Consider the following 23,791-nt stretch of genomic DNA (forward strand, 5'->3'; position numbering starts at 1 on the left):
GCTCAGCTACGAGACTGAGAGTGAAGGTTTAATAAGGTCAACTCTCTTAGTGCAACTGCAAATTTAGCAAATTCATGTACCTTTCCTATTTTAAATTCTGTTAATACACTCTCCCAACGTTTAATAGCAACAGGATGATCATCGACCCATTGACTTACACAATCTTGTGGTTGAGCTGCCACATATTGAATAACAGATACCGTTAGTTGTCGCTGCTGCCAATCGAGCTCTTCTCTAAATGATGCTCTTGCCAATGCTTGCCAATGATTTTCTACTGGCTGATTATTTATTTGTTTCAAAAACCAATGGAGTGATAAATCGACCCCAACCAAAAAGTACACTTGAGCAATATGACTTACCGTCTGTTGCTGCTGATCGGCTATTTGGCCAATATCAAGCGCACAATATAGACTGGGTAAACGCACAATATTGTCAGCCAATGTTTGAGGTACACCGACATTAATTAATTGCTGAGCTTGGTGTTGATGTTCTTTCACCTCATCAGTGACAAGGTAACGTTCTAAGTCATTTCGTAGCTCAATAACATAAGGTTTATAAAAGCCAATCTGCTGCTCTATCGTTAACTTTCGGTCCTGATTACGTAACAACCACCGTGTTATTCGACGTAACATTCGCCGACACTGAAACAACATATCATATTGGGTCTCCGTCGTTAGTTGATTATCTAATTGCCTAATAGCTATATATAAATCAGGAAAATGAAAGATTTCACGACCAACAACGTAGGCTGATGCAATATCAACAACTGAAGATCCGGTTTCCTCTTGTAATCGTGTAACAAAATTACAGCCCATTTCATTGGACATCTGATTTGCTAAAGCTGTCGCTATAATTTCTTTGGTTAACGGATGGTGGATCATCTGTTGCTGATATTTTTGTAATGCAGATGGGAAATAGGCTATTAACTGATTGCGATGAAAAGCATCATTAGCAATATCATCATTTTCTAATTGTTGTTTAAGGATCATCTTTCCATATGCCACCAGCACTGATAACTCTGGTCGAGTAAGGCCTATTGCTGCTTTTTCTCTTTCAACCAAAGTTTCATCATCAGGTAAATACTCCAGACAACGATCTAACTTCCCTATCCGTTCTAAATGGTGAATAAACCGAATTTGCTCTTTGAATAATGCTGTTTGTTGATATTGAGTCACTGAAATGGACTCACTTTGAAAATAAGCATCATCTAATACTTGCTGACTGACATCCGCTTCCATTTGATCTAGTAACACATTACGTTGCTTATAAGTCAAATCACCTTCTTCAACGAGGTTATTGAGCAAAATCTTAATGTTTACTTCATTATCAGAACAATCAACCCCCCCGACATTATCGATAAAATCACAATTAACCCGTCCACCTTTTGTTGCATATTCAATTCGCCCCAATTGGGTTAAGCCTAAATTGCCACCTTCACCAATAATCTTTGCTTTTAGTTGATGGCCATTAATGCGCACTCCATCATTAGCACGATCGCCAACATCTGCATTTGATTCCGACGCTGCTTTGATATAAGTCCCGATACCGCCATTCCACAATAAATCAACATCCAGTTGTAATATCAATTGAATCAATTCATTAGGGGTACAGTTATGCTTTTTCGTTTGCAGTCTTTTTTTATTTCTGGCGTGAGTTTTATCGATTTGCTACGCCGAGAAAAAATGCCGCCACCAGCAGAAATGAGTGTTGAATTATAATCTTGCCAACTCGAACGTGGCAGTCCAAACAACCGCCGCCTTTCTTGATAACTAACCTGTTCATCAGGGGTTGGATCAATAAAAATATGTTGATGATTAAAAGCGGCAACTAAACGCGTATATGGTGAAAGTAACATACCATTACCAAACACATCACCACTCATATCACCAATACCGATACAAGAGAATGACGTTGCTTGGCAATCAATCCCTAATTCACGAAAATGACGTTTAACAGATTCCCATCCACCTTTGGCAGTGATCCCCATCTGTTTATGGTCATAACCATGTGATCCCCCCGACGCAAACGCATCACCTAACCAAAATTGATAATCACCTGCAATAGAATTGGCTAAATCAGAGAACGTTGCAGTCCCTTTATCGGCAGCAACCACCAGATAGGGATCATGATCATCATGGCAACGCACATCAACAGGCGCTATCACATTGCCATCAATAATATTATCGGTAACATCAAGTAAGGCTTCTATAAAATGTTTATAACAACGCATTCCTTCATCAATAACGTCTTGACGTGTTTTTAATTTCAGCTGCCGTTTACACACAAAACCACCTTTCGCACCCACTGGAACGATGACGGTATTTTTAACTTGCTGAGCTTTCACTAAACCTAATATTTCGGTTCTAAAGTCTTCTTGTCTATCAGACCAACGTAACCCGCCACGGGCTATCTTACCTGCCCGTAAATGCACTCCCTCAATATCTGGGGCATATACAAATATTTCAAACATCGGAATCGGCGCTGGTATATCAGGAATATGTGTCGGTCGCAGTTTTATCGCTAAACAATGTTTTGGTTGATGTTGATTATCTTGCTGATAATAATTCGTTCGCACTGTTGCTAGAATCATATCAATGTAACGCCGCAGAATACGATCATTATCAAGGCTTTCGACTAAATCTAGCTTTTGCTCCAATTTTTCGACTGCCAGTTGCTCACTCACCTTAGAATGATTGCATTTTGTATTAAAGCGTAACTCAAACAACCTTATTAAATCGCATGCAATATCATTATGGTTGGTTAACGTCTCCTCTATATATTGCTGACTAAAAGGAAATCCTACTTGGCGCATATAACGCGCATAACAACGTAAGATTGTCACCTCACGTCCAGTTAATCCACCATTAAGCACTAATCGATTAAAGCCATCACTCTCTAATTTTCCTTCCCAAATCAACGCCAAAGCATTTTGAAATCGATCTCTCGCTTCTGTTAAATCAATCCCACCACTTCGACTATGTAACATCGAAAAATCAAGTACCCAGTAAACCGTATTATTTGCCGTCGTCACTTGATATGGTGACTCACCAACAACTCGTAATCCTAAGTTTTCAAGCATCGGCATTACATCAGAAAGATAGATTGGTTGCATTCGATGGAAAAGTTTAAGTTTAATAACACAAGAATCCGTCGCTTCTTCTTGAGGACGGTAAAATAGCATTCCCAATTTATGGCTATCACTTAATTGCTCTAATTGCAGCACATCCGCAACAGCGTAACCTGGTAACATCTGTTCTTTATATGATCGAGGAAAGGCATTGATATAATTTTTTGCCACCGCAATCCCTTTGCTCTCACCAAGATTAGCCACTAACGCATGGGTTAATCGGTCCTCCCACAATAATGCGACCTCAACAAGGTTATGCTCAATCGCCTTAACATCTATATCACTATTATTATTTTCAACCCGCACAATATAATGCGTACGTGCTAATCTGCTTTCAGAAAAAAAAGTCGTAAATTCAACATCTTCCTCTGACCCAAGATACGCTTTTAATATTTGTTGGGTTTTTCGTCTTAACTCGGTGTTATAACGCTCTTTACTGACGTAGACCATACATGAAAAAAAACGCCCAAAAGGATCACGTCGTATAAATAACCGCAATAAATCACGATTTTGCATTCTTACAACACCCATACCAACAGCCAACATTTCATTTTCATTGGCTTGAATAAGCTCATCGCGGGGATAGGTTTCGAGAATATTATTTAACGCTTTCCATGAATATGACCCTTTTGAATAGCCACTGGCTTGCAAAATACGACTAACACGATTACGAATAAGAGGAATATTATCCACCGTTTGATGGTAAGCACTTGATGCATATAAACCAATAAAACGATGCTCACCAATAATATTACCTTGCTTATCAAAACGTTTTATTCCCACATAATCAATATAAGCAGGACGATGAATGCGGGATTTGCCATTACTTTTGGTCAGAATAAGTACTTCGGGTTTTTGTGCCTCAATACGGGCAGATTCAGGTAAGCTAGATAATCGAAATGCGGCTGCTGATGTGGTTTTAGCTAATAATCCTAAGCCAGTGTTTTTAACAGGAGTCAGTTCGTAATCTGCTTCTATTACATTAAGATCATAGGCATGGTAGCCCATAAAGGTGAAATTATGCTTGGTTAGCCAGTCAATAAACTCAAGTGCTTCTTGGCAATGCACCTCAGAAAGCGGTAAATCATGGTGGTGTAATTCAGAGGCAACTTGTAATAACTTCTGTTGCATTGGCTGCCAATCTTTTACCACCAGCGTAATATCTTTTAATAAACAGGTTAACTCACGTTTTAACTGCGCGATTTCAGCATTAGTAGGTAAACGATCGACTTCAATATGAAATAATGTTTGCTGTTCACCCTTGTCGCTACACGCTTTGACAATCTTTCCATCATTATCACGCTGAAACCGATACGGGCCATTAAGCATCAAATGACTGGTTATACCGAGTCGGTCTAATACCATACGTACTGAATCAACTAAAAATGGCTGATCAGGCGTTACTATCTCAACCACTGTATGGGTTGATTTCCAGCCATGGCGACTCACACTGGGGTTATAAACTCTAACAGAGATATGTTCAGGTTTATTCATGGCAAGATGTTGCCATAAACTTAAAATCGCACCATAGAGGTCAGATTCATTGCGCTGTAACAGATCGTCATCAGCAAGTTGACCTAATAGTTGCTTAGCAAGCGTCATCACTAACGCATTTTGAGGGAGGGGTACTTTAGTTGAAATTAAGTCATATACTTTTTCAAGTAAAACGGGGACGATATTGTCGGGTGCAGTCATACATACGCTCCAACATCCTTATAATTATACTAATAAGTATAGAGTTTGATGCTGGTGGTGTGACATTTTAAGCTGGAATTATTCTAAATACGTTCAATTGTCTCAAATTTGTTATCGTTATTTACGTATATACGAAACTTTCCTACCACACCGGCATGAGAGAGAAAACCACGTAACCTTACGGCTGGCAGTTGAAGCTTTAAGCCTCCATCGGTTAATACCACCACACTACTCGCCGCACCAGAATAGTGCTGTAAAAAGAGATTGTAGCTAATATTAACGTTAAACGTAAAACTGCGCATCGCTAATTAACCTACCTATAAATGTTTAACATGACAATTAAAAATATGTAAAACAATAACATAAAATAAAAGCCAGTCACTAATTAAGTCACTGGCTTTTGCTTACCTCTAGCTTTTGCTTACCTCTATATAGCGATAACGTTAAATCATTAATCGATTACTTTTGATCAAGTGCTTTTTGAACTTTCTCAAACAAATCTTTCGCTAAGTTATCCATAGCAGCAAGTTTTTCAAGCTGCTTACGCATTAACTGTTGACGGCTTGCATCGTATTGACGAAGTTTCAGTAGTGGCTCAATCAAACGTGCCGCTACTTGCGGATTGCTGGTGTTTAAAATCGTTAGTATCTCAGTTAAAAACGCATAACCAGAGCCGTCTTTAGCATGGAAATGTACTGGGTTATTAGCACTAAAGCCAGCGACCAAGCTACGAGTACGGTTAGGGTTTTTTAAACTAAATGTCGGATGATTCATAGTATTACGCACATTTTCTAATGCGTCAGCCGCAGGGTTGGTACCTTGCAACATAAACCATTTATCCATCACTAAGCCATCATGACTCCACTTATCACTAAAATCAGCCATTTGCTCTGCACGGCAATCTAATTGAGCATTGTTGGCTGCTGACATTGCTGCCATAGTATCTGTCATGTTGTCAGCCGCTTTATATTGTGCGGCAACTAATGCATTACCTTGTGCTGTATATGCTAAGTATGACAAACACTTATTTCGTAGAGCACGCTTTGCCATTGCCGCATGATCAAGGCTATAACACTCTTGCGTTAAGCTGTGATAAATAGCACTAAACTCATCTTCCATTTCAGAAGCAAGTAATTGTGTAAATGCACCCACAACGTGGTTAATAGCATCAACATCAACAGTTGTGTACCAACCCGCTATTTCATTCTCACTTGGAAGCGTTAGCATTTCGGCAATGAACGCAGGATCAAGATTTTCATCCAATAATGCGCCACGGAATGCATCAATAACAGCATCAGGTAAAGTAACACTTTGACCTTGTTGTACTTGGGCTACATTTTGACGAATGTATTTCGCCAATAACATTTGTCCTGCATCCCAACGAGCAAATTCATTTGACGCGTTAACCATTAAGAAAATCAACTCGTCATCAGTATAATCATATTCTAAGATCACTGGTGCTGAGAACTCACGTAACATCGAAATCACAGGTTGTTCTGTAACATTATCAAATACAAATGTTTGCTCAGCTTCTTTGACATCCAATACGTTATGCACTGCTTCGCCATTAATTTGTAAGGCAATCACTTCACCTTTGCTATTGTATAATTCAATATCAAAAGGAATATGCAGTGGCTGCTTTTCAACTTGCTCTGCTGTTGCAGGTGTTTGCTGTTTAATAGTGACAGCGTAACTTTTTGCAAGTGCATCATACTCAGTTGAAACACTAACAACCGGTGTACCTGCTTGGCTGTACCAACGACGGAAACGACTCAAATCAACCCCGGATGCATCTTCCATTGCTTGTACAAAATCATCACACGTTGCTGCAGTGCCGTCATGGCGATCAAAATACAGTTTCATGCCCGCTTGGAAGTTTGCTTCACCTAATAAAGTATGCAACATACGAATGACTTCACTGCCCTTTTCATACACAGTTAAAGTGTAGAAGTTATTCATCTGAATTACTTTTTCTGGGCGAATTGGGTGAGACATCGGGCCGCGATCTTCTGCAAATTGTGGGCCACGAACAATACGTACATTGGCAATACGGTTAACAGGTCGAGAGCCTAAGTCAGAAGAAAACTCTTGATCACGGAAAACCGTTAGGCCTTCTTTTAAGCTTAGTTGGAACCAATCACGACAAGTAACACGGTTACCGGTCCAATTATGGAAATATTCATGGCCAATCACCGCTTCAATACCTTGATAATCAGTATCTGTAGCAGTGTTTGGGTTGGCTAATACAAATTTAGAGTTAAAGACATTAAGACCTTTATTCTCCATTGCACCCATATTAAAGAAATCAACCGCCACAATCATGTAGATATCAAGATCGTATTCAAGGCCGAAACGTTCTTCGTCCCACTTCATTGAGTTTTTAAGTGATGCCATCGCATAGTCAGCGCGATCTAGATTACCTTTATCGACAAAAATCTCTAACGCAACATCACGCCCACTCATAGTAGTGAATGTGTCACGCAATACATCAAAATCACCCGCAACTAGTGCAAATAAGTAAGATGGTTTAGGGAATGGGTCTTGCCACTGAACCCAATGACGACCATTATCAAGCTCGCCTTCCGCAATACGGTTACCATTACTTAGCATGTAAGGAAAAGCGGTTTTGTCTGCAATAATTTTAGTCGTGAAGCGCGCTAATACATCAGGACGATCTAAATAAAACGTAATACGACGGAAACCTTCTGCTTCACACTGCGTACAGAAACCACCACCAGACTTATATAAACCTTCAAGTAGTGTATTTGCTTCAGGATTAATTTCTGTCGTAATCGCTAATTCAAAATCAGCAGGAAGATTTGTTAACGTCAAATGTCCTGACTGCTGGTGGTAATCTTGCCAAGCTTGACCATCCACAGTCACGCTGATCAATGTTAAATCGTCACCATCTAGTACTAACTCAGCATTTTCCTGCTCACTTAGTCGTACCACATGACTTATAGCAACAATCGTTGTTTTGGTATCATGAAGGTCAAATGTCAGATCGATATCCGTAATGGTGTAATCAGGCGAGCGATAGTCTGAACGATATTTTGCTGCTGGTTGAGTCACAGTAGAATGTTCTGTCATTATTTTTATATCCTTTATGATTGCTCTAATGCAGCATGCACGAGCTACCGATTAATGTTGACTGTTGTATAATAATATTGTGTCACCAATAACACTTTTCAAGCATAAATTTATAGGCAATATAGCTAATCGCCAACGAAAACGTTTACGTATTAATATAGCAATACACGTTGAGATGATTAATGCAACAGTCACAATGGCTAAACTTGATATTCCTTGACGTAGTTCACCTCATAGGTCACAATCCCACACCAGTTAAATAGTTTAGTTATTTACTTACTAAGCTTTATAAATCATGTCCAAGACATTGAATTTAAAGATCCTATAATTATAAAAATAATTTCTTTAAATTTATCAATTTGAGTATCTACTACCAGATATGAATAATAACAGACACAATAATGGGGTTATCGACTCCCTGCTTGATACTGATGCTTATAAGCTTCATATGCAACAAGCAGTATTTCATCAATATCCAGGCGTTGAAGCTGTGGCAGAGTTCCATTGCCGAAGTGATGAAGATCTACGCCCTTACGCTGCAGAAATTAAAGCACAAATTGATCATATTGCGACCTTATCTTTCACTCAAGGTGAACTCGACTTCTTATCGACTCTGACTTTTTTTCATGCCGATTACCTTGCGTTTCTAAAAGATTTCAAACTTAATGCTACTGATGTAGATATTGATACATCAGGTGACCAATTAGCGATCACTATTCGTGGTACATGGCTTGATGTGATTTTATGGGAAGTACCATTGCTTGCCATTATCTGTGAAATTCGCTGTCAACATCTTTATCCGCAAGCTACTACAGCGATGGCTATTGAGCAGTTAAAATCAAAAATTGATCGCTTCTATCATGACGCTAAAAAATGTGATTTAAGCCAATTTGCATTAGTAGACTTTGGTACGCGTCGTCGTTTTTCAAAAGATGTTCACCACCACGTTGTTGATTACTTGAAAGATAACATGCCTGAATTTAAAGGCACATCAAACTATTACCTTGCTTATACTCGTGGTCTAACCCCTGTTGGTACTCAAGCTCATGAATGGTTTCAAGCGCATCAACAACTGTCGGGTGAATTAGCTGACTCTCAACAATTAGCGCTTAATCGCTGGTTGCAAGAGTACCCTCATGATTTAGGTATTGCACTCACTGATTGTATCAATATGGATGCCTTTTTACGCGATTTCGATCAGCGTCTTTCTGAGCGTTTCATTGGCTTACGTCATGATAGTGGTGATCCTATTTCTTGGGGTGAAAAAGCCATTGCGCACTATAAATCGTTAGGTATTGATCCTAAAACGAAATCGTTAGTATTTTCTGATAGCCTAACACTTGATAAAGCATTAGTAATTTATAAACACTTTAATGATCATATCAATGTTAGCTTTGGTATTGGCACACAACTAACTTGTGACTTACCTGGCGTTAAAACACTGAATGTCGTTTTGAAACTAACAGAATGTGAAGGCCGACCAGTAGCCAAAATTTCAGATGAGCCAGGCAAGAGTATTTGTCGAGATGAAGACTATCTTGATCAATTACGTACAGCTTTTCAACTCGTTAACGAATAATGACTTAGTAGATAACTAATAGTTTATTCCCAAAAAAGCGAACAATTTAATTGTTTCGCTTTTTTATTATTCTTAAAACCAATTTGTTTTTTTACTCAAATAATTACCGTTGATAGTGATATTACTCTCGACGTAATACAGCTTCCATTCCAAAATGTTCATTACTCAACGTTAAAGTGTTATTGCCATTTAATACAAATTGATTATCTTGCTGACCATCCTCATAAAGCAGAACAATTTGATCATCTTCTAAATAATAGACACCACGATGCTCTTTCGTTTTACCAGCTTGATTTGAGATCTCTGCTGAGAATAAAAAGTCAGGACGTAAAGATAATGCAAATTCTGCAATATTATCAGCGACATCTTGCCCTGAGATCTTTTTAGTTCGCCAATTTCCAGCTAAATGTTCCGGTGCTAATTTGGTGAAGTGAGCGCCATCAAGTACAAAGCGATTATAGTTAAGCAAATAGCTATGCATTTGTTCATCTTCATTTGGGGAAATAAAAGTAATGTTGGTATCATCGATATCATAATTACCCGCCCATTGTTCAACTTTGCCATCGACTCGTAATAGACGCATTGCAAATTGATAATCAGATTTAAACATCACATGCATTGCTCGATATTTTTCTCCTTCACTTTCAATACCGTCTTGTTGATTACTAAACCAATACCAATTACCTAATAGAAAGGGATAATCAAACTCAGTAATATCATCAGCAATAGAGTTAACACTAAACAAGCTCAAGATAAATATCCAAAAAAACCCAAATGTTTTCATCATATGCAGTTCCCCTTACTGAGTACTTTAGCTTTTGTATTCCCTCTCAAACATCAGAGGTCTTATACTTAAAACTAGTCGGGAAACCTAATTCTCGATGAAAAATATGCGTTATATCACACTTTGTAATTTAAAAATTCTCAATATTAAGATATAAAAAACAACAGACAAAAAAAGCGCTCCTAAGAGCGCTTTAATAAAAGAGACATCAACAAAATAATGTCATTCCGTATCATTATTACGATTGTTTTTGATTACTAAAATCAGCAGTTATCGCAACAGCTTCATCAAGATAAACATCAGGTGCTTCATAATCTTTTGGCACCGCATCCAAATCAGAAAAAGGTTTTTCACCTAATGCTTTTTGACGTTTATTTAAGCGGGCTAAACGATCAGCGTCGTCTTTATCTTGTTCTGCTATGCGTGTCTTTTCATTCAATGAAATAGTATTGATATCTTTTTCCTTTTTATAGGTAATGATATCTTCATTGATAAAACCAAATTCCATATTATTTTTAATACGGGTTTGGTGCTCTGCTGCTAGTATCGGTACAAGCGAGCTGTAATCATGTAATTTCTGATAACCTGCAGGTTTAATACTATCCCAAGGCAATGCATTATCTTCAACACTTTCTCCAGTCTCAGCAGGATCAATTGCTGAAGGGAAAGAAATATCAGGAACAACACCCAGGTTTTGGGTACTTCCACCATTAATACGATAGAATTTTTGGATAGTATATTGAACATGACCTAATGGTTTATCAAATAAATCATAGAGATGATTTAATGAACGGTGTTGTTGCACCGTACCTTTACCAAAAGATTGCTCACCTAAAACAATGGCACGTCCGTAATCTTGCATTGCTGCTGCAAAAATTTCTGAAGCAGATGCACTGTAGCGGTTAACTAATACAGTCAATGGTCCATCAAAAGAAATTTGATCGTCTGAATCACCATTAACTTTAATTCGGCCATAACTATCACGCACTTGCACAACCGGTCCACTTGAAATAAATAAACCCGTTAATGCCGTTGCTTCTGTTAAAGCACCACCACCATTATTACGTAAGTCGATCACAATACCATCAACCTTCTGATCATTTAATTTGACCAGTTCTTTTTTGGTATCTTGTGATAATCCAACATAAAAGCTTGGAATTTCAATCACACCGATTTTTTTACCATCGACAGTTTTCACTTCCGATTTCGCTGCACGATCTTCAAGACGGATCTTATCTCGTACAATTGTTACGGTGTAACTCTTCGCATTATTGCCTTCAGGTAATATGTCCAGAATAACCTTACTGCCCTTCGGGCCTTTGATTAACTGCACAACATCATCAAGACGCCAACCAATAACATCAACAACTTTCTTGCCTTCTTGACCTACGCCAATAATGCGATCACCTGCTGCAATTTTTTTCGAACTAGCTGCTGGTCCACCAGCAACTAAAGAGCGAATTTTGGTATAGTCGTCTTCAACCTGCAATACCGCACCAATTCCTTCTAATGACAGATTCATCTCTGCCTGAAATTGTTCAGCATTACGTGGCGATAAATAACTTGTATGTGGATCGACCTCACGCGAAAAAGCATTCATATATAACTGAAATACATCTTCACTGTGTGTTTGTGTTAAACGCTTAATCGCATTGTTATAACGCTTAGTTAACGTCTTTTGAATCTCAGGCCATTTTTTACCGGCAAGTTTAAGATTTAACGCATCGTATTTAACCCGTTGTCGCCAAATCTCATTCAATTCAGTGTCGTTTTTAGGCCATTCAAGCTCTGAACGATCAATAACAAAGTCATCTTTATTATCGAATTTGATTTCAGTATCAAGCTGAGTTAACGCAAATTGATACCGTTCAAAACGACGCTGAAGGACTTTATTAAAAATATCAAACGCAGCAGATGTATTCCCTGATTTCAGTTGATCATCTAACTGGTTTTTCCATTTACCAAATTGTTCAACATCTGTTGCATCAAGAAAGCTTTTATTATAATCAAGCATTTCAATATAACGATTGAATACTTGTCCAGAAAACTGATCATCAAGTGCAAAATGCTTATAGTGAGAACGCGTATAACGCGACGCCACTCTTGTGCTCGCGGTTGCATGCTGTTTTTCAGGAGCAAGATGCGGCACATCACTTAATGAATACTTAGCCTCAGCGGCTTGAACCGAAGCTGCTAGCATCATGCCAGCAGCTATCAGTGAGAAACGGAATCGACAATTCATGTGTCGCGCATTCTCCTTTATGAACGCAAGTGCTCCGCTTTAACAGCCATTACTAGACCGTTATTTAAACGAACTCGCACATCGTCCTTGTTAATTTCAACAATAGTCGCAGGCATGTTACCTGAACCCATGTTCACTTGAACATTTTTGCCTACGATTACTTCATCAGCATTCAGTACACGTGTCGTCTCTACAGGCTTCTTTTTAATAGTAGCTGTTTTTGGCTTAGTGTTACTAGATTTAACTGTTTTTGCTCGCGTTTTTTTAGCTTCGCCTTCTTTAGCCGCTTTAGCAATTGCTTGCTCTTTACGACGAGTGCGTACTTTAGCTTTGCTTTCTTCTAAAGCTTTAAGCGCATGATCTACGTGCTCTTGCTCTAGAACATCACAATCATTACCATCTAGATCAACACGGTTCACACCCGCTTTAACACCGTGAAGGTAACGCCAAGAAGATGTGTATTGACGTAGAGCTGTACGTAGTTGAGTCTTGCTTACTTTTGGATCTTCGCTAAGACGCTCTGCAAGGTCTTGGAAGATACCAATTTTAAGTGGCTTCGCTTCACCTTCAACAGTGAAACATTTTGGGAAACGCTCAGCGATGTATGCAATAACTTCTTTACTGTTCGTTAACTTTTCAGAGTTTTCCATGGAGTTTCCTGACATAAACGAGGATTGCTCGTTATTTGTGCTTTGTTCAAAAAGAAATAGTGCTGCTATTATAATTACCTAACGCGGAAAAACCACCGAAAGCATGAAATTAGAGTACTTTTTGTAGTGCTTCTACGAAAGAAACTAGACCTTGTTCATCATTTTGGTCAAATCTTGACAAAATTGGACTATCAATATCCAGCACTCCGATTAATTTTCCCTTAACAATAAGTGGAATAACGATTTCAGAATTACTTACAGCATCACATGCAATGTGTCCAGGGAAAGCATGTACATCGGAAATACGTTGTACTTTATTTTCAGAAATTGCTGTACCACAAACGCCGCGTCCAACAGGAATACGTACACAAGCAGGATTTCCTTGAAATGGACCTAAGACTAATTGGTCTTGTTTCAATAAATAAAACCCAACCCAATTAATTTGTTCTAACTCCATATTTAATAACGCACTAATATTAGACATATTAGCGATAAGATCCGTTTCACCCTCAATAAGAGCCAATGCCTGTTGTGTTAGACGATGATAAAAAGCGGTTGAATTTTCCATAGCTTACTCCGTATATAGCCGTTAGAATAGTAAGAACACCACTGATAATAGGAATTATTCTCACAGTGAAAGAAAAGAACCATCTTATGATTAATTGGTCTTGGTTACTACAACAAGCAAAATCACATAAACCAAGATTAATTGTTGCAAACATTATTGCTGTTATCGCGACCTTGATCAGTGTACCCATTCCACTTTTGATGCCACTAATGGTTGATGAAGTTCTATTACATAAACCAGGCGAAGGCATCACTTATCTTAACGCCCTTCTACCTTTTGCTTGGCACAATGCAACAGGCTACATTATTTTAGTGCTTGTTCTGGTTGTATTAATGCGCACCTTTAGCCAAGCGCTGAATATACTGCAAAGCCGACAATTTACATTAGTATCAAAAGATATAACCTATAACTTACGTCAGCACTTACTCGATAAACTTGGCCGTATAAGTATGCGGCAGTATGAAGAACGAGGCAGTGGTGGAATCAGTTCTCATCTTATTACAGATGTCGAGACCATTGATAAGTTTGTTGGTGATACGCTAAGTCGGTTTATTATCGGGCTCTTAACGGTTGTAGGTACCGCGGGTGTTCTACTTTGGCTTGATTGGAAACTCGGGCTTTTTATTCTTATCATCAATCCTATTGTTGTCTATGCGTCTAAGCTCATGGGTAGCCGCGTAAAAAACCTAAAGCATAAAGAAAACCAATCTTACGAAACATTTCAACATCGTTTAATTGAAGTATTAGATGGCCTTTATCAATTACGGGCTTCTAATCGTGAGCGTGATTTTTTAGAGCAATTAAAAGGCAATGCCAGTGATATTCGCCATAGTGCGGATAAATATGCATGGCAATCAGAAGCCGCTGGGCGTGTTTCCTTTCTATTATTCTTAATTGGTTTTGAAATCTTTCGAGCAGCAGCAATGTTAATGGTGTTATTTAGTAACTTAACCATTGGTGAAATGTTAGCTGTGTTTAGTTATTTATGGTTTATGTTAGGCCCAATTCAAGAATTATTAGGTATTCAATTTGCTTGGTATGGTGCATCAGCTGCAATGCAACGCCTTAATAGCCTATTAGCACTTGAAGAAGAAACACGACCACCAGCAACGGTTAACCCTTTTAATGATGAACAAACTATTGCGATTGAAATTCGTAACTTGCATTTCTCCTATGATAATGACAAAGAAGTACTTTGCGGGTTAAACCTTAACATTCCTGCAGGTAAACGCGTGGCATTAGTGGGTGCGTCTGGTGGCGGTAAATCAACCTTAATTCAATTATTACTTGGCATTTATCAAAAAAGCAGTGGCGATATTTTAATAAACGGTCATCCTATTGAGGCAGTTAGTTATGAAGCACTACGTGAGAAAATGGCAGTCGTATTACAGCAACCGGTGCTGTTTAATGAAACGTTACGTCATAACTTAACTCTTGGTGGTTCATTCAGTGATGATGAGTTATGGCGAGCGTTAGATATTGCTCAACTGGCAGATGTCACTGAACGCTTAACACACGGTTTGAATACTGAGATTGGCCGTCAAGGCATTCGTTTATCTGGTGGACAACGACAACGATTAGCCATTGCACGCATGATTCTGTCTAATCCTGAATTTGTTATTCTTGACGAAGCGACATCAGCTTTAGATACCTCAACTGAGGCCGCTTTGCATAACGCACTCAATACGTTTTTGAAAAATAAAACTACCTTGATTGTTGCTCATCGTTTATCTGCCGTTAAACAAGCTGATATTATTTATGTACTTGAAGATGGCTTAGTCAGTCAATCAGGTACCCATGTTGAATTGGTTAATACCCAAGGGCTATATCAAACGCTTTATGGTTCAATTCAATCGGCTGATGTGACAACGAATAGTATCGTTTCACACGAAGCAGTAGCCAGCATCAACACAAAATAATATAGTGTGCATCAATCGGCGCTCATTGATGCTAGTTATTGTTTTTATACAAACAATGAGTCACTAGCAACCCAATAAGCGCTTTTGTACACCTTACTATCAAAGGAAGAAACGCACCATGTCGAAGGCTCGACGCTGCCCAGGCTGCGATTTACTTGTGTTGCCTGAAGTTGCAACACAAGGACACAGTGCCTATTGCCCACGTTGCCATACTCGACTGTATCGTGGTGGTATTGCGCGCTTTAATGCAGAATTAGCGCTTGCGCTTGCTTGTCTTATTCTTTATATCCCAATGGTTAGCCTGCCGTTAGTTACCATTCGTTTAATTGGCCAGATGATACCTGCTACATTAACCTCTGGAACTGTTGCTCTCGCTCCAACCTTCCCTGCCGTTGCAATTTTAATTCTTTTTTGTAGTGCCATTGCGCCATTATTATTGATCTGTGCTGTTTTGAGTGCACAATTATCATTACGTTTTCGGAAACTGCGGTTATTTAAACTATCACTGTGGATTCTGTCTCACTTAAAACAATGGACAATGTTAGAAGTCTTTTTAATTAGTTTGGCTATTTCATGTTTTAAAGTGCAAGAAGTCGCCGACATTTATGTTGGAGTAGGATTATATTGCTTAATCAGTATGCAAATTCTATTGTCAGTACTGTTAACGAAAATCAGTGTTCGCCGTTATTGGGATGCTTGGCAACCCGAAAATGAACATATCAGTGACAAACTTGATACTGTCTGTCATAGCTGTCACTTAACCCAAGAAGCATTACCACATTGCCGCCGTTGTGGCAGTCAATTACATCACCGAATCCCTAAATCACTTCAGAAAACATGGGCATATCTTATTACCGCCAGTATTTTTATATTGCCGGCGAACCTTTATCCTATTTCTATCTTCATGAATAACGGTAAACGCATTGAAGATACTATCTTTTCCGGTGTTGCCGGTTTAGTAAAAACAGGAATGACCAGTATTGCCATCATCATCTTTGTTGCCAGTATTGTTGTTCCCGTCGCTAAAATCATTGGTTTAGCATATATATTATTATGCATTCAATTTAAACAGCATAGCCAACGTCTACAACGCATGCGTATTTTCCGTATCGTACATTGGATTGGAAAATGGTCCGTCATGGATCTTTTTGTCATTGCGATTATGGTCGCTTTAATCGACCGTGGGCAACTTCTTGATTTTACACCAGGGCCTGGTGCCATTGCTTTTGGTGTAGTCGTTATTTTAACAATGTTAGCAGCAGAGAGCTTAGATTCTCGTCTAATCTGGGACAAATATGAACAACGAACCAAATAACGAGCAGCCACAACGCGTGAATATTCGCAGTGATCGGGGCTTATCACCTTTATGGTTATTACCATTATTAGCAATTATTGTCGCGGGATGGTTACTTTATAAAGCCGTTAATGAGGGCGGCGAACGTATTCAAATTCACTTTAACGATGCCGTTGGTTTAGTCGCGGGGCGTACCACTATTCGCTATCAAGGATTAGAGGTAGGTATTGTTCGTGATGTAACGTTATCAAAAGATCTTAAAAGCATCTATGTATCTGCAGATATCTACCCAGAAGCCGTAAAAACACTTCGTACACATACTCAATTTTGGTTAGTAAAACCTAAGGCTTCTATTACTGGTATCTCTGGTTTAGATGCCCTAGTTTCAGGTAATTACATTGCCCTTCAACCAGGGCTAGGTGAAGAAGCAACAAAATTTACCGCACTAGAAAACCAACCGGCAAACATGCCTACAAATAATGGTTTAACCCTACAATTAAAAGCGCCGAACCTAGGCTCTCTCAGTATTGGCTCACAAATTTTTTATAAAAAGATCCCTGTCGGTGAAATTTATAACTACACCCTTAGTGCTAATAAGAAAGAAGTGCTGATTGATGCGCTGATCAAACCGCATTATGCCAATCTAGTGACCAATAAAAGCCGTTTTTGGAATGTAAGTGGTGTAAATGCCAATATTGGTTTTAATGGTGTTGATGTCCAATTTGAAAGCTTATCAGCATTGATTGCTGGTGCAATTGCATTTGACTCTCCTGATGCGGGTAAACCTATTGATGAAGGACATTTATTTAACCTCTATCCAGATATTAATACTGCAGGTCGTGGTATCGCTATAACCATCACTCTTCCGGATGATAATAACGTCAGCAATTCAGGGGCGCCAATTATGTATCGTGGCCTTCAAATTGGTAAAATTTCAGATTTAAAACTAGATGAAAAAACCAATAAAATTATTGCTCACGCCGCTATCGAACCCAGCATGAGTGATCTGCTTAATAATGGCTCACGGTTATTACTTGAAGAAGCGCAAGTTTCACTGACAGGAGTCAAAAATATTGGCAACCTTGTGCGCGGTAATTACCTTCGTTTAATTCCTGGTGAAGGTAAAACAACGCGTCATTTTACAGCTATCACCCAAAACACGCTTGAAGAGCAACAACCTGGTGTGGCTGTTTTCTCGCTATATGCCAATAAAAGCTTCGGCTTAAAAGCAGGCACTAAATTACGTTATCGTGGGATTGATGTTGGCCATATCACTAGCGTGAAACTTGATGGTGACCGCGTACGATTAGATGCATTAATTCAACCACAATATACCCACTTAATTCGCTCTCATAGCCGTTTCTTTATTGACGGTGGTATTGAAGCCAATATTAGTAATAACGGTGTTGATGTTTCTATTCCTGCGGCAGATCAATTGATAAGCAGCGCCATTAGCTTTACATCGAGTGGTAAACAAGGGATCAAAAAGAGTTATTCACTGTTTAAAAATAGACACCTCGCTAAGCTTGCCGATGAAAAATTAAAAGGCTTTACCTCTATTACGCTTGTCGCTGATAACTTGCCTGCTATATCTGAAGGCAGTCCGGTGCTTTATCGTAATCTTCAGGTTGGTGAGATCACCAGTTTTGCCCTTAAAACATCAGGGGTTGAGATAAAACTGAATATACAGAAGAAATACCGTCATTTAATAAACAGCAACACTGTTTTTTGGAACCGTTCAGGGGTTGAAGTAGAAGCTGGACTTAATGGCGTTAAAATTAAAGCGGCTCCACTCTCAACCTTACTTAAAGGCGGCATTGCATTTGACTCTATTAAAGGTGTGGCAAACCGTTCAGGCCGTGACTATAAACTTTACTCAAGTTTAAGTGATGCTCAACATTTTGGCGTCATGATCACTCTAACTGCCGATGATGCTCGTTCTATTTCAAAATCGACGGCGATTAAATATCAAGGGGTAGTGATTGGTAAAGTTGATAATATTCAACCTAACTTTGAACGTAATAACGTCACTGTAAAAGCACGCTTATTCCCACAATATGCCGATATAATTGCTCGTAAAGATAGCTATTTCTGGGTAGTAAAACCTAAGATTAGTTTAAGTGGCAGCGAAAACTTAGATTCACTCCTAAGCTCATACATTGCAGTACAACCAGGAAAAGGCTTAACCTCTCACAATTTCAAGTTAGGCTCTGCGGAATTATTTGATGCTGGTAAAACCTTTGTTTTAGAAAGTGAAGATCGTGGCTCTGTTAGTGAAGGTACGCCTTTGCTTTATCGTAATATTCAAGTTGGCCAAGTGATTAACGTTGCTTTAGGTGCATTAGCTGATCGCGTATTAATTACCGTACAGATTGAGCAAAAGTATCGCCATCTTATACGCACTAATAGTGTGTTCTGGAATGCATCAGGATTAAACGTTGATGTCGGCCTTACGGGTGCAAAAGTTAAAGCGGGAACTTTTGATAGTTTACTCCGTGGTGGTATTTCATTTGCAACACCGGCCACACATCCACTCGCGCCACAAGCGAAACATGGCAAACACTTCTTACTTAATAAAGAAGTCAATCCTAAATGGTTAACTTGGCGTACAGCAATTCCCATCAAATAATCATTAAAGCCACAATAAAAAAGGGACATTGAATGTCCCTTTTTCTTTTCTATCACCTCATGTTTATAAAACTTCACATCTAATATGTTATTTCATAATAAAAACTGATCCACATACATAACAGACTTAGAAGCTTCGATAGCCGATATAAATTTGTTGTTGTTTAGTATAGAATCGCGGCATTGCTAGTTTGACAGAGAGTGCTACCTTGCATCCTAATATCTATATTCCTGACGCTTTTATTGATCTCATCAAGCACACAATGCCAGAAAATCTGAGCATTGATGAATTTATCAGCTGCTGTAAAACACCGCTACGTCGTAGTATTCGTGTCAATACGCTTAAAATTAGCGTCGCAGATTTTCTTACTCGTGTAGCAGATAAGGATTGGACGCTAACCCCAGTTCCTTGGTGTGATACTGGGTTTTGGATCAAACGTGAGGATGAAGAAAGCGTTTCATTAGGCAATACTGCCGAACATATGGCTGGGTTATTCTATATTCAAGAAGCCAGCTCAATGATGCCTGTCACTGCACTGCTTGATAAGAATGATGATCTTGATTGCGTTCTCGATATGGCATCTGCTCCTGGTTCTAAAACTACCCAAATTGCTTGCGCTATGCAAAATAAAGGCGCATTGGTTGCAAACGAATTAGCAGCGAGCCGTATTAAAGTCCTTCACGCTAACTTACAACGCTGTGGTGTCCATAATGCAGCACTAACCCACTTTGATGGCTGTGTTTTTGGTACTTGGGCTCCTGAAGCATTTGACTCGATTTTACTTGATGCACCATGCTCAGGTGAAGGTGCTATTCGTAAAGATGATGATGCAATGGCTAACTGGAGCCTTGAATCTATTGATGAAATTGCAGCAGTACAACGCAATTTAATTGTCAGTGCCTTTCAAGCATTAAAGCCAGGTGGTGTGATGGTGTACTCAACATGTACCCTTAACCAACATGAAAACCAAGAGGTTTGCCACTATCTGAAACAAACCTTTGGCGATGCCGTTGAGTTTGAATCTTTAGGTGATTTATTTGATGGCGCACAACAAGCATTAACTGCGGAAGGGTTTTTACACGTCTATCCTCAAGTTTTTGATAGCGAAGGTTTCTTTGTTGCACGTATTCGCAAGCATGCATCAGTTGAAACTGAACCTGTTAAAAAACGTATGGGTAAATTCCCTTTTAGCCAAGTAAAAGCAGACGAACAACAACTCATCGCTCAACAACTTAATGCTGATCTTGATATCACATTATCAACCAATAGTGATATTTGGTTACGAGATAAAGAAGTGTGGTTATTCCCTTCACAAATCAAACCTTTAATTGGTGAGATTCGTTTTCAGCGTATTGGTATTAAGTTAGCAGAGCAGCACAAGAAAGGCTATCGCTGGCAACATGAGGCAATCATGACACTTGCTACTGGTAAAGAGACTGTTGCCATAGCATTAACTGCACCACAAGCTAAAGAATGGTTTATGGGCCGAGATATTCGCCCAGAAAATCTAACCGGAAAAGGTGAAGTGATTGTTACTTATCGTGATTACCCTATTGGTATCGGTAAATGGGTGGGTAATCGAATCAAAAATGGCTTACCTCGCGAATTAGTACGCGATACTAACCTGTTTGATATTTAATATTATTCAATCAGTTACTATTAATTAATATTTTATTGACTGAATAAACAATTATTTTAAATTAAAACTGGAAAATCATCACAGCTAAACTAGTATTTATAGTGTATATCGAATTCTATCTATATCCAGTTAGCGCAAGGCTCATCATTGAGCCTATTCCCCTAAGCCCGACACAGGAATCGTTTCGGGCTCTTTTTGTTGTTATCGCACCATTCGCTCAGCAAAAACATCAACGAACAAATTACTTCTTAACCCTTTATTCTCACGATGATTCGCTTGTCAATCTTCTAAAAAAAAACCCGAGCACATGGCTCAGGTCTTCATTTACTAACAAACAAAATATTAGTTGTGTTTGTGTGCTGTGATTTCTGCTTTTTTAAGGTCTTTAACGTTCTTGCTAACGTCACGACGCTCTTTAGATAACTCAGCACTGATGATGATATGATCATCAACACGATCTTCATAATCGCCTTTCATGTTTTCAATGATTTCTAGAATTTGATCATGAGTCATATCAGGCTTGATATAATCCAACATATTTTCTAGTAATTCTACACGCTTACGGTTATCACGGATTTTACGATCGTTATCTAGGATTTCGCGCTTAAGTTTATTTTTACGGCGAGCCTGACGAACAAGTTCAAGGATGTTGTTCATGTTTTGTCCTTAGTCTGAAAATAAAGCCTTGTGAAACTGATTTAATGCTAATAATTAGGAATAATGCACTTCCTAGTACATAACCGTCGAGTCTCAGTTTTTTTTCTAAAATCGTTATATCAGAAAGTCTGTTGTAAACTCAAGCAATACCCGAAGATTATCGACTAGATGGCGAGTTAACATACGCTTAAAGATCTTTTATTTTTTGGATTATGCGCTTTGTTATTTAACTTTGCTTTGATTTCGTTCAATAAATATTACAGATAATTACTAATAAAAAAGACATTTAAATGAATTATCCAAGAAATAATCATGACACTATTTATGATTGCATTGTTTGTTCATAAAAAAGCTTAATTTGATTTGCAAATCACCCATCAACGCCTAATCTTCATAGTAGACCAGTACTTATTTACAGTTAAAGCAATCTGAACAAGGATATCTTCGCTGTCATCTCCATGATCAGCAACAGAGTTCAACGCTCAAATCGCTCCGTAATCTGATATTGGCTATACCGTGTGATGAATAGATTTATCAGGAGACAACATGTCAAAAGCAACAGGTACCGTTAAGTGGTTTAACGAAGAAAAAGGGTTTGGTTTTATCACTCAAGATGACGGCGGTGCTGATGTATTTGTACACTTCCGTGCGATTAGTGGTGATGGCTTTAAAACGCTAACTGAAGGCCAAAAAGTCTCTTATGAGACCGAACAAGGTCCAAAAGGTCTTCAAGCGGCGAACGTTGAAAGAGTCTAATAACTTAACCTTCAAACTTACAAAACCAAGGGCTCTCAAAGCCCTTTTTTGTTTTTATCACACTGTTTTTATATATATATATAAATAAAAAGCTCAGTGCAGCGTTATCTAATATCCTGCACAAATAATGAGCACTTTGCTGCATAATAATATCGATTGTTATTTTGTTAAAGGGGTCACATTCTTGTAATGTTTTTATACGAGAAACTTGCCCTTTGTATATGAAAATGGCCTAATACTCATGGCTTTAAGAAAGGCCTATTTATGCAACAAATTGAAAGAGAAAACTTCGTTACACTGTTCAAATGTACACAGTTGTCCTGAAGCGCTTCATTATTCTTTTGTACATAAGTAAACCAGCGTAATTTACGCTATTAATTTATTATTTCAGGAGACATAACATGTCTAAAGCAACTGGTATCGTTAAGTGGTTCAACGATGAGAAAGGTTTCGGTTTTATCACTCAAGACAATGGCGGCGCTGACGTATTCGTTCACTTCCGTGCTATCACTGGTGAAGGCTTCAAATCTCTAGCTGAAGGCCAAAAGGTTTCTTTTGACGTTGAGCAAGGCCAAAAAGGTCCTCAAGCTGCTAACGTTGAGCGTGCTTAATTTTTCAACAAACAGTTGAAAGAAGTTAAGGGTATTTTATATACCCTTTTTTATTGTTATTTATTACCCTGCAACATACAGCATTTTCACTCGTGGCTGATCTAAACCAAAATAATCATTTTCTTGTTCAACTTCGATAAATCCTAGCTGTTGATACAGTTTCTTCGCATAATTATTTGGATGAACAGTTAACCACAGCTTTTCACAACCAGACAACCTTTCCATCGCTGCTTGCATTAATTGCCGCCCGACACCTTGACCTTGTACAGAACTATCTACCGCTAGCGCAAGTATCCACCCTTCTGATACCACTGATGCTTCATTCGTAAACTGAGGTGCGCACAGTACATAGCCAACAACCTCACCGAATTTTCGAGCGACGAATAAACCTGCAGGCCAACAATCATAAGCCTGCCGAATAAAAAAATCAGGATAACAGTGATCACCGAATAGTCTTTTCTCAAGTTGATACACTGCTTGTACATCTTCTTTTTTAGCTACATCCAATGTAATTATTTGATCCACGATCTTTGTTTATCCTTTTTATGTTT

At 38.7% G+C, this 23,791-nt stretch carries 15 protein-coding genes and 1 pseudogene; 7 read left to right on the forward strand and 9 right to left on the reverse strand.

The annotated features are described in order from the left end of the window. Window positions 1-2: 2 nt before the first annotated feature. The 3 genes and pseudogenes from BTN98_RS05435 to pepN form a co-directional block, all read right to left on the reverse strand. Window positions 3-4,822 (reverse strand): annotated as a pseudogene (locus BTN98_RS05435) (NAD-glutamate dehydrogenase). An 83-nt stretch (window positions 4,823-4,905) separates the two neighbouring features. Next, window positions 4,906-5,124: a DUF2835 domain-containing protein gene (locus BTN98_RS05440; protein ID WP_060998091.1), complete on the reverse strand. Its 219-nt coding sequence runs from the start codon at window positions 5,122-5,124 to the stop codon at window positions 4,906-4,908. A gap of 157 nt (window positions 5,125-5,281) precedes the next feature. Then, a complete protein-coding gene (gene pepN / locus BTN98_RS05445; RefSeq protein WP_060998092.1) occupies window positions 5,282-7,912 on the reverse strand; it encodes an aminopeptidase N in 2,631 nt (876 codons plus the stop codon). A gap of 379 nt (window positions 7,913-8,291) precedes the next feature. Here pepN and pncB point away from each other — a divergent pair, with 379 nt between their 5' ends. After that, window positions 8,292-9,491: a nicotinate phosphoribosyltransferase gene (gene pncB / locus BTN98_RS05450; protein WP_060998093.1), complete on the forward strand. Its 1,200-nt coding sequence runs from the start codon at window positions 8,292-8,294 to the stop codon at window positions 9,489-9,491. 121 nt (window positions 9,492-9,612) lie between these two features. On the opposite strand, the gene BTN98_RS05455 is transcribed toward pncB, so the two are convergent. The 4 genes from BTN98_RS05455 to BTN98_RS05470 all read right to left on the reverse strand — a co-directional run bounded on the left by BTN98_RS05455 (window position 9,613) and on the right by BTN98_RS05470 (window position 13,735). Then, window positions 9,613-10,278: a lipocalin family protein gene (locus BTN98_RS05455; RefSeq protein ID WP_060998094.1), complete on the reverse strand. Its 666-nt coding sequence runs from the start codon at window positions 10,276-10,278 to the stop codon at window positions 9,613-9,615. Between the two features lie 235 nt (window positions 10,279-10,513). Beyond that, a complete protein-coding gene (gene prc, locus BTN98_RS05460; protein ID WP_060998095.1) occupies window positions 10,514-12,517 on the reverse strand; it encodes a carboxy terminal-processing peptidase in 2,004 nt (667 codons plus the stop codon). Window positions 12,518-12,534: 17 nt separating this feature from the next. Then, window positions 12,535-13,167 (reverse strand): RNA chaperone ProQ, encoded by a 633-nt coding sequence (gene proQ, locus BTN98_RS05465; RefSeq protein WP_060998096.1) that lies wholly within the window; start codon window positions 13,165-13,167, stop codon window positions 12,535-12,537. A gap of 109 nt (window positions 13,168-13,276) precedes the next feature. Next, entirely contained in the window at window positions 13,277-13,735 is a 459-nt protein-coding gene (locus tag BTN98_RS05470) for a GAF domain-containing protein (RefSeq protein WP_060998097.1), read from the reverse strand. Window positions 13,736-13,821: 86 nt separating this feature from the next. Here BTN98_RS05470 and BTN98_RS05475 point away from each other — a divergent pair, with 86 nt between their 5' ends. The 4 genes from BTN98_RS05475 to rsmF all read left to right on the forward strand — a co-directional run bounded on the left by BTN98_RS05475 (window position 13,822) and on the right by rsmF (window position 21,216). Then, on the forward strand, window positions 13,822-15,654 hold the full coding sequence (locus BTN98_RS05475; RefSeq protein WP_060998098.1) for an ABC transporter ATP-binding protein: 1,833 nt from the start codon (window positions 13,822-13,824) through the stop codon (window positions 15,652-15,654). A gap of 118 nt (window positions 15,655-15,772) precedes the next feature. Then, window positions 15,773-16,969, forward strand: a complete 1,197-nt coding sequence (locus tag BTN98_RS05480; RefSeq protein ID WP_060998099.1) for a paraquat-inducible protein A — start codon at window positions 15,773-15,775, stop codon at window positions 16,967-16,969. Next, a complete protein-coding gene (locus BTN98_RS05485; RefSeq protein ID WP_060998100.1) occupies window positions 16,950-19,577 on the forward strand; it encodes an MlaD family protein in 2,628 nt (875 codons plus the stop codon). The genes BTN98_RS05480 and BTN98_RS05485 overlap by 20 nt, the downstream gene beginning before the upstream one ends. A 208-nt stretch (window positions 19,578-19,785) precedes the next feature. Then, window positions 19,786-21,216 carry a 16S rRNA (cytosine(1407)-C(5))-methyltransferase RsmF gene (gene rsmF / locus BTN98_RS05490; protein ID WP_060998101.1) on the forward strand — a complete coding sequence of 477 codons (1,431 nt, stop codon included), beginning with the start codon at window positions 19,786-19,788 and terminating at the stop codon, window positions 21,214-21,216. A gap of 342 nt (window positions 21,217-21,558) precedes the next feature. Here the strand turns inward: rsmF and BTN98_RS05495 are convergent, their stop codons facing one another. Further along, window positions 21,559-21,873 (reverse strand): DUF496 family protein, encoded by a 315-nt coding sequence (locus BTN98_RS05495; RefSeq protein ID WP_060998102.1) that lies wholly within the window; start codon window positions 21,871-21,873, stop codon window positions 21,559-21,561. 546 nt (window positions 21,874-22,419) lie between these two features. On the opposite strand from BTN98_RS05495, the gene cspE (BTN98_RS05500) reads away from it, so the two are divergent. Together cspE (BTN98_RS05500) and cspE (BTN98_RS05505) are read left to right on the forward strand one after the other, a co-directional pair. Beyond that, window positions 22,420-22,629 (forward strand): transcription antiterminator/RNA stability regulator CspE, encoded by a 210-nt coding sequence (gene cspE / locus BTN98_RS05500; protein ID WP_045029050.1) that lies wholly within the window; start codon window positions 22,420-22,422, stop codon window positions 22,627-22,629. A 401-nt stretch (window positions 22,630-23,030) separates the two neighbouring features. After that, the gene (gene cspE / locus BTN98_RS05505) at window positions 23,031-23,240 is read left to right on the forward strand and encodes a transcription antiterminator/RNA stability regulator CspE (protein ID WP_036794623.1); all 210 of its coding nucleotides are present in this window, start codon (window positions 23,031-23,033) and stop codon (window positions 23,238-23,240) included. A gap of 63 nt (window positions 23,241-23,303) precedes the next feature. Here the strand turns inward: cspE (BTN98_RS05505) and BTN98_RS05510 are convergent, their stop codons facing one another. Next, a complete protein-coding gene (locus tag BTN98_RS05510) occupies window positions 23,304-23,765 on the reverse strand; it encodes a GNAT family N-acetyltransferase (protein WP_060998103.1) in 462 nt (153 codons plus the stop codon). Window positions 23,766-23,791 lie beyond the last annotated feature (26 nt).

The sequence above is a fragment of the Photobacterium aquimaris genome, assembly GCF_002954455.1.
GTDB classification, from domain to species: domain Bacteria; phylum Pseudomonadota; class Gammaproteobacteria; order Enterobacterales; family Vibrionaceae; genus Photobacterium; species Photobacterium aquimaris.

Coding starts and splice junctions, on each gene's coding strand:
- BTN98_RS05470 (WP_060998097.1), bottom strand. CDS start 13,735: ATGGAAAATTCAACCGCTTTTTATCATCGTCTAACACAACAGGCATTG.
- BTN98_RS05440 (WP_060998091.1), bottom strand. CDS start 5,124: ATGCGCAGTTTTACGTTTAACGTTAATATTAGCTACAATCTCTTTTTA.
- BTN98_RS05495 (WP_060998102.1), bottom strand. CDS start 21,873: ATGAACAACATCCTTGAACTTGTTCGTCAGGCTCGCCGTAAAAATAAA.
- BTN98_RS05485 (WP_060998100.1), top strand. CDS start 16,950: ATGAACAACGAACCAAATAACGAGCAGCCACAACGCGTGAATATTCGC.
- pncB (WP_060998093.1), top strand. CDS start 8,292: ATGAATAATAACAGACACAATAATGGGGTTATCGACTCCCTGCTTGAT.
- proQ (WP_060998096.1), bottom strand. CDS start 13,167: ATGGAAAACTCTGAAAAGTTAACGAACAGTAAAGAAGTTATTGCATAC.
- cspE (WP_045029050.1), top strand. CDS start 22,420: ATGTCAAAAGCAACAGGTACCGTTAAGTGGTTTAACGAAGAAAAAGGG.
- prc (WP_060998095.1), bottom strand. CDS start 12,517: ATGAATTGTCGATTCCGTTTCTCACTGATAGCTGCTGGCATGATGCTA.
- BTN98_RS05480 (WP_060998099.1), top strand. CDS start 15,773: ATGTCGAAGGCTCGACGCTGCCCAGGCTGCGATTTACTTGTGTTGCCT.
- cspE (WP_036794623.1), top strand. CDS start 23,031: ATGTCTAAAGCAACTGGTATCGTTAAGTGGTTCAACGATGAGAAAGGT.
- BTN98_RS05455 (WP_060998094.1), bottom strand. CDS start 10,278: ATGATGAAAACATTTGGGTTTTTTTGGATATTTATCTTGAGCTTGTTT.
- BTN98_RS05475 (WP_060998098.1), top strand. CDS start 13,822: ATGATTAATTGGTCTTGGTTACTACAACAAGCAAAATCACATAAACCA.
- pepN (WP_060998092.1), bottom strand. CDS start 7,912: ATGACAGAACATTCTACTGTGACTCAACCAGCAGCAAAATATCGTTCA.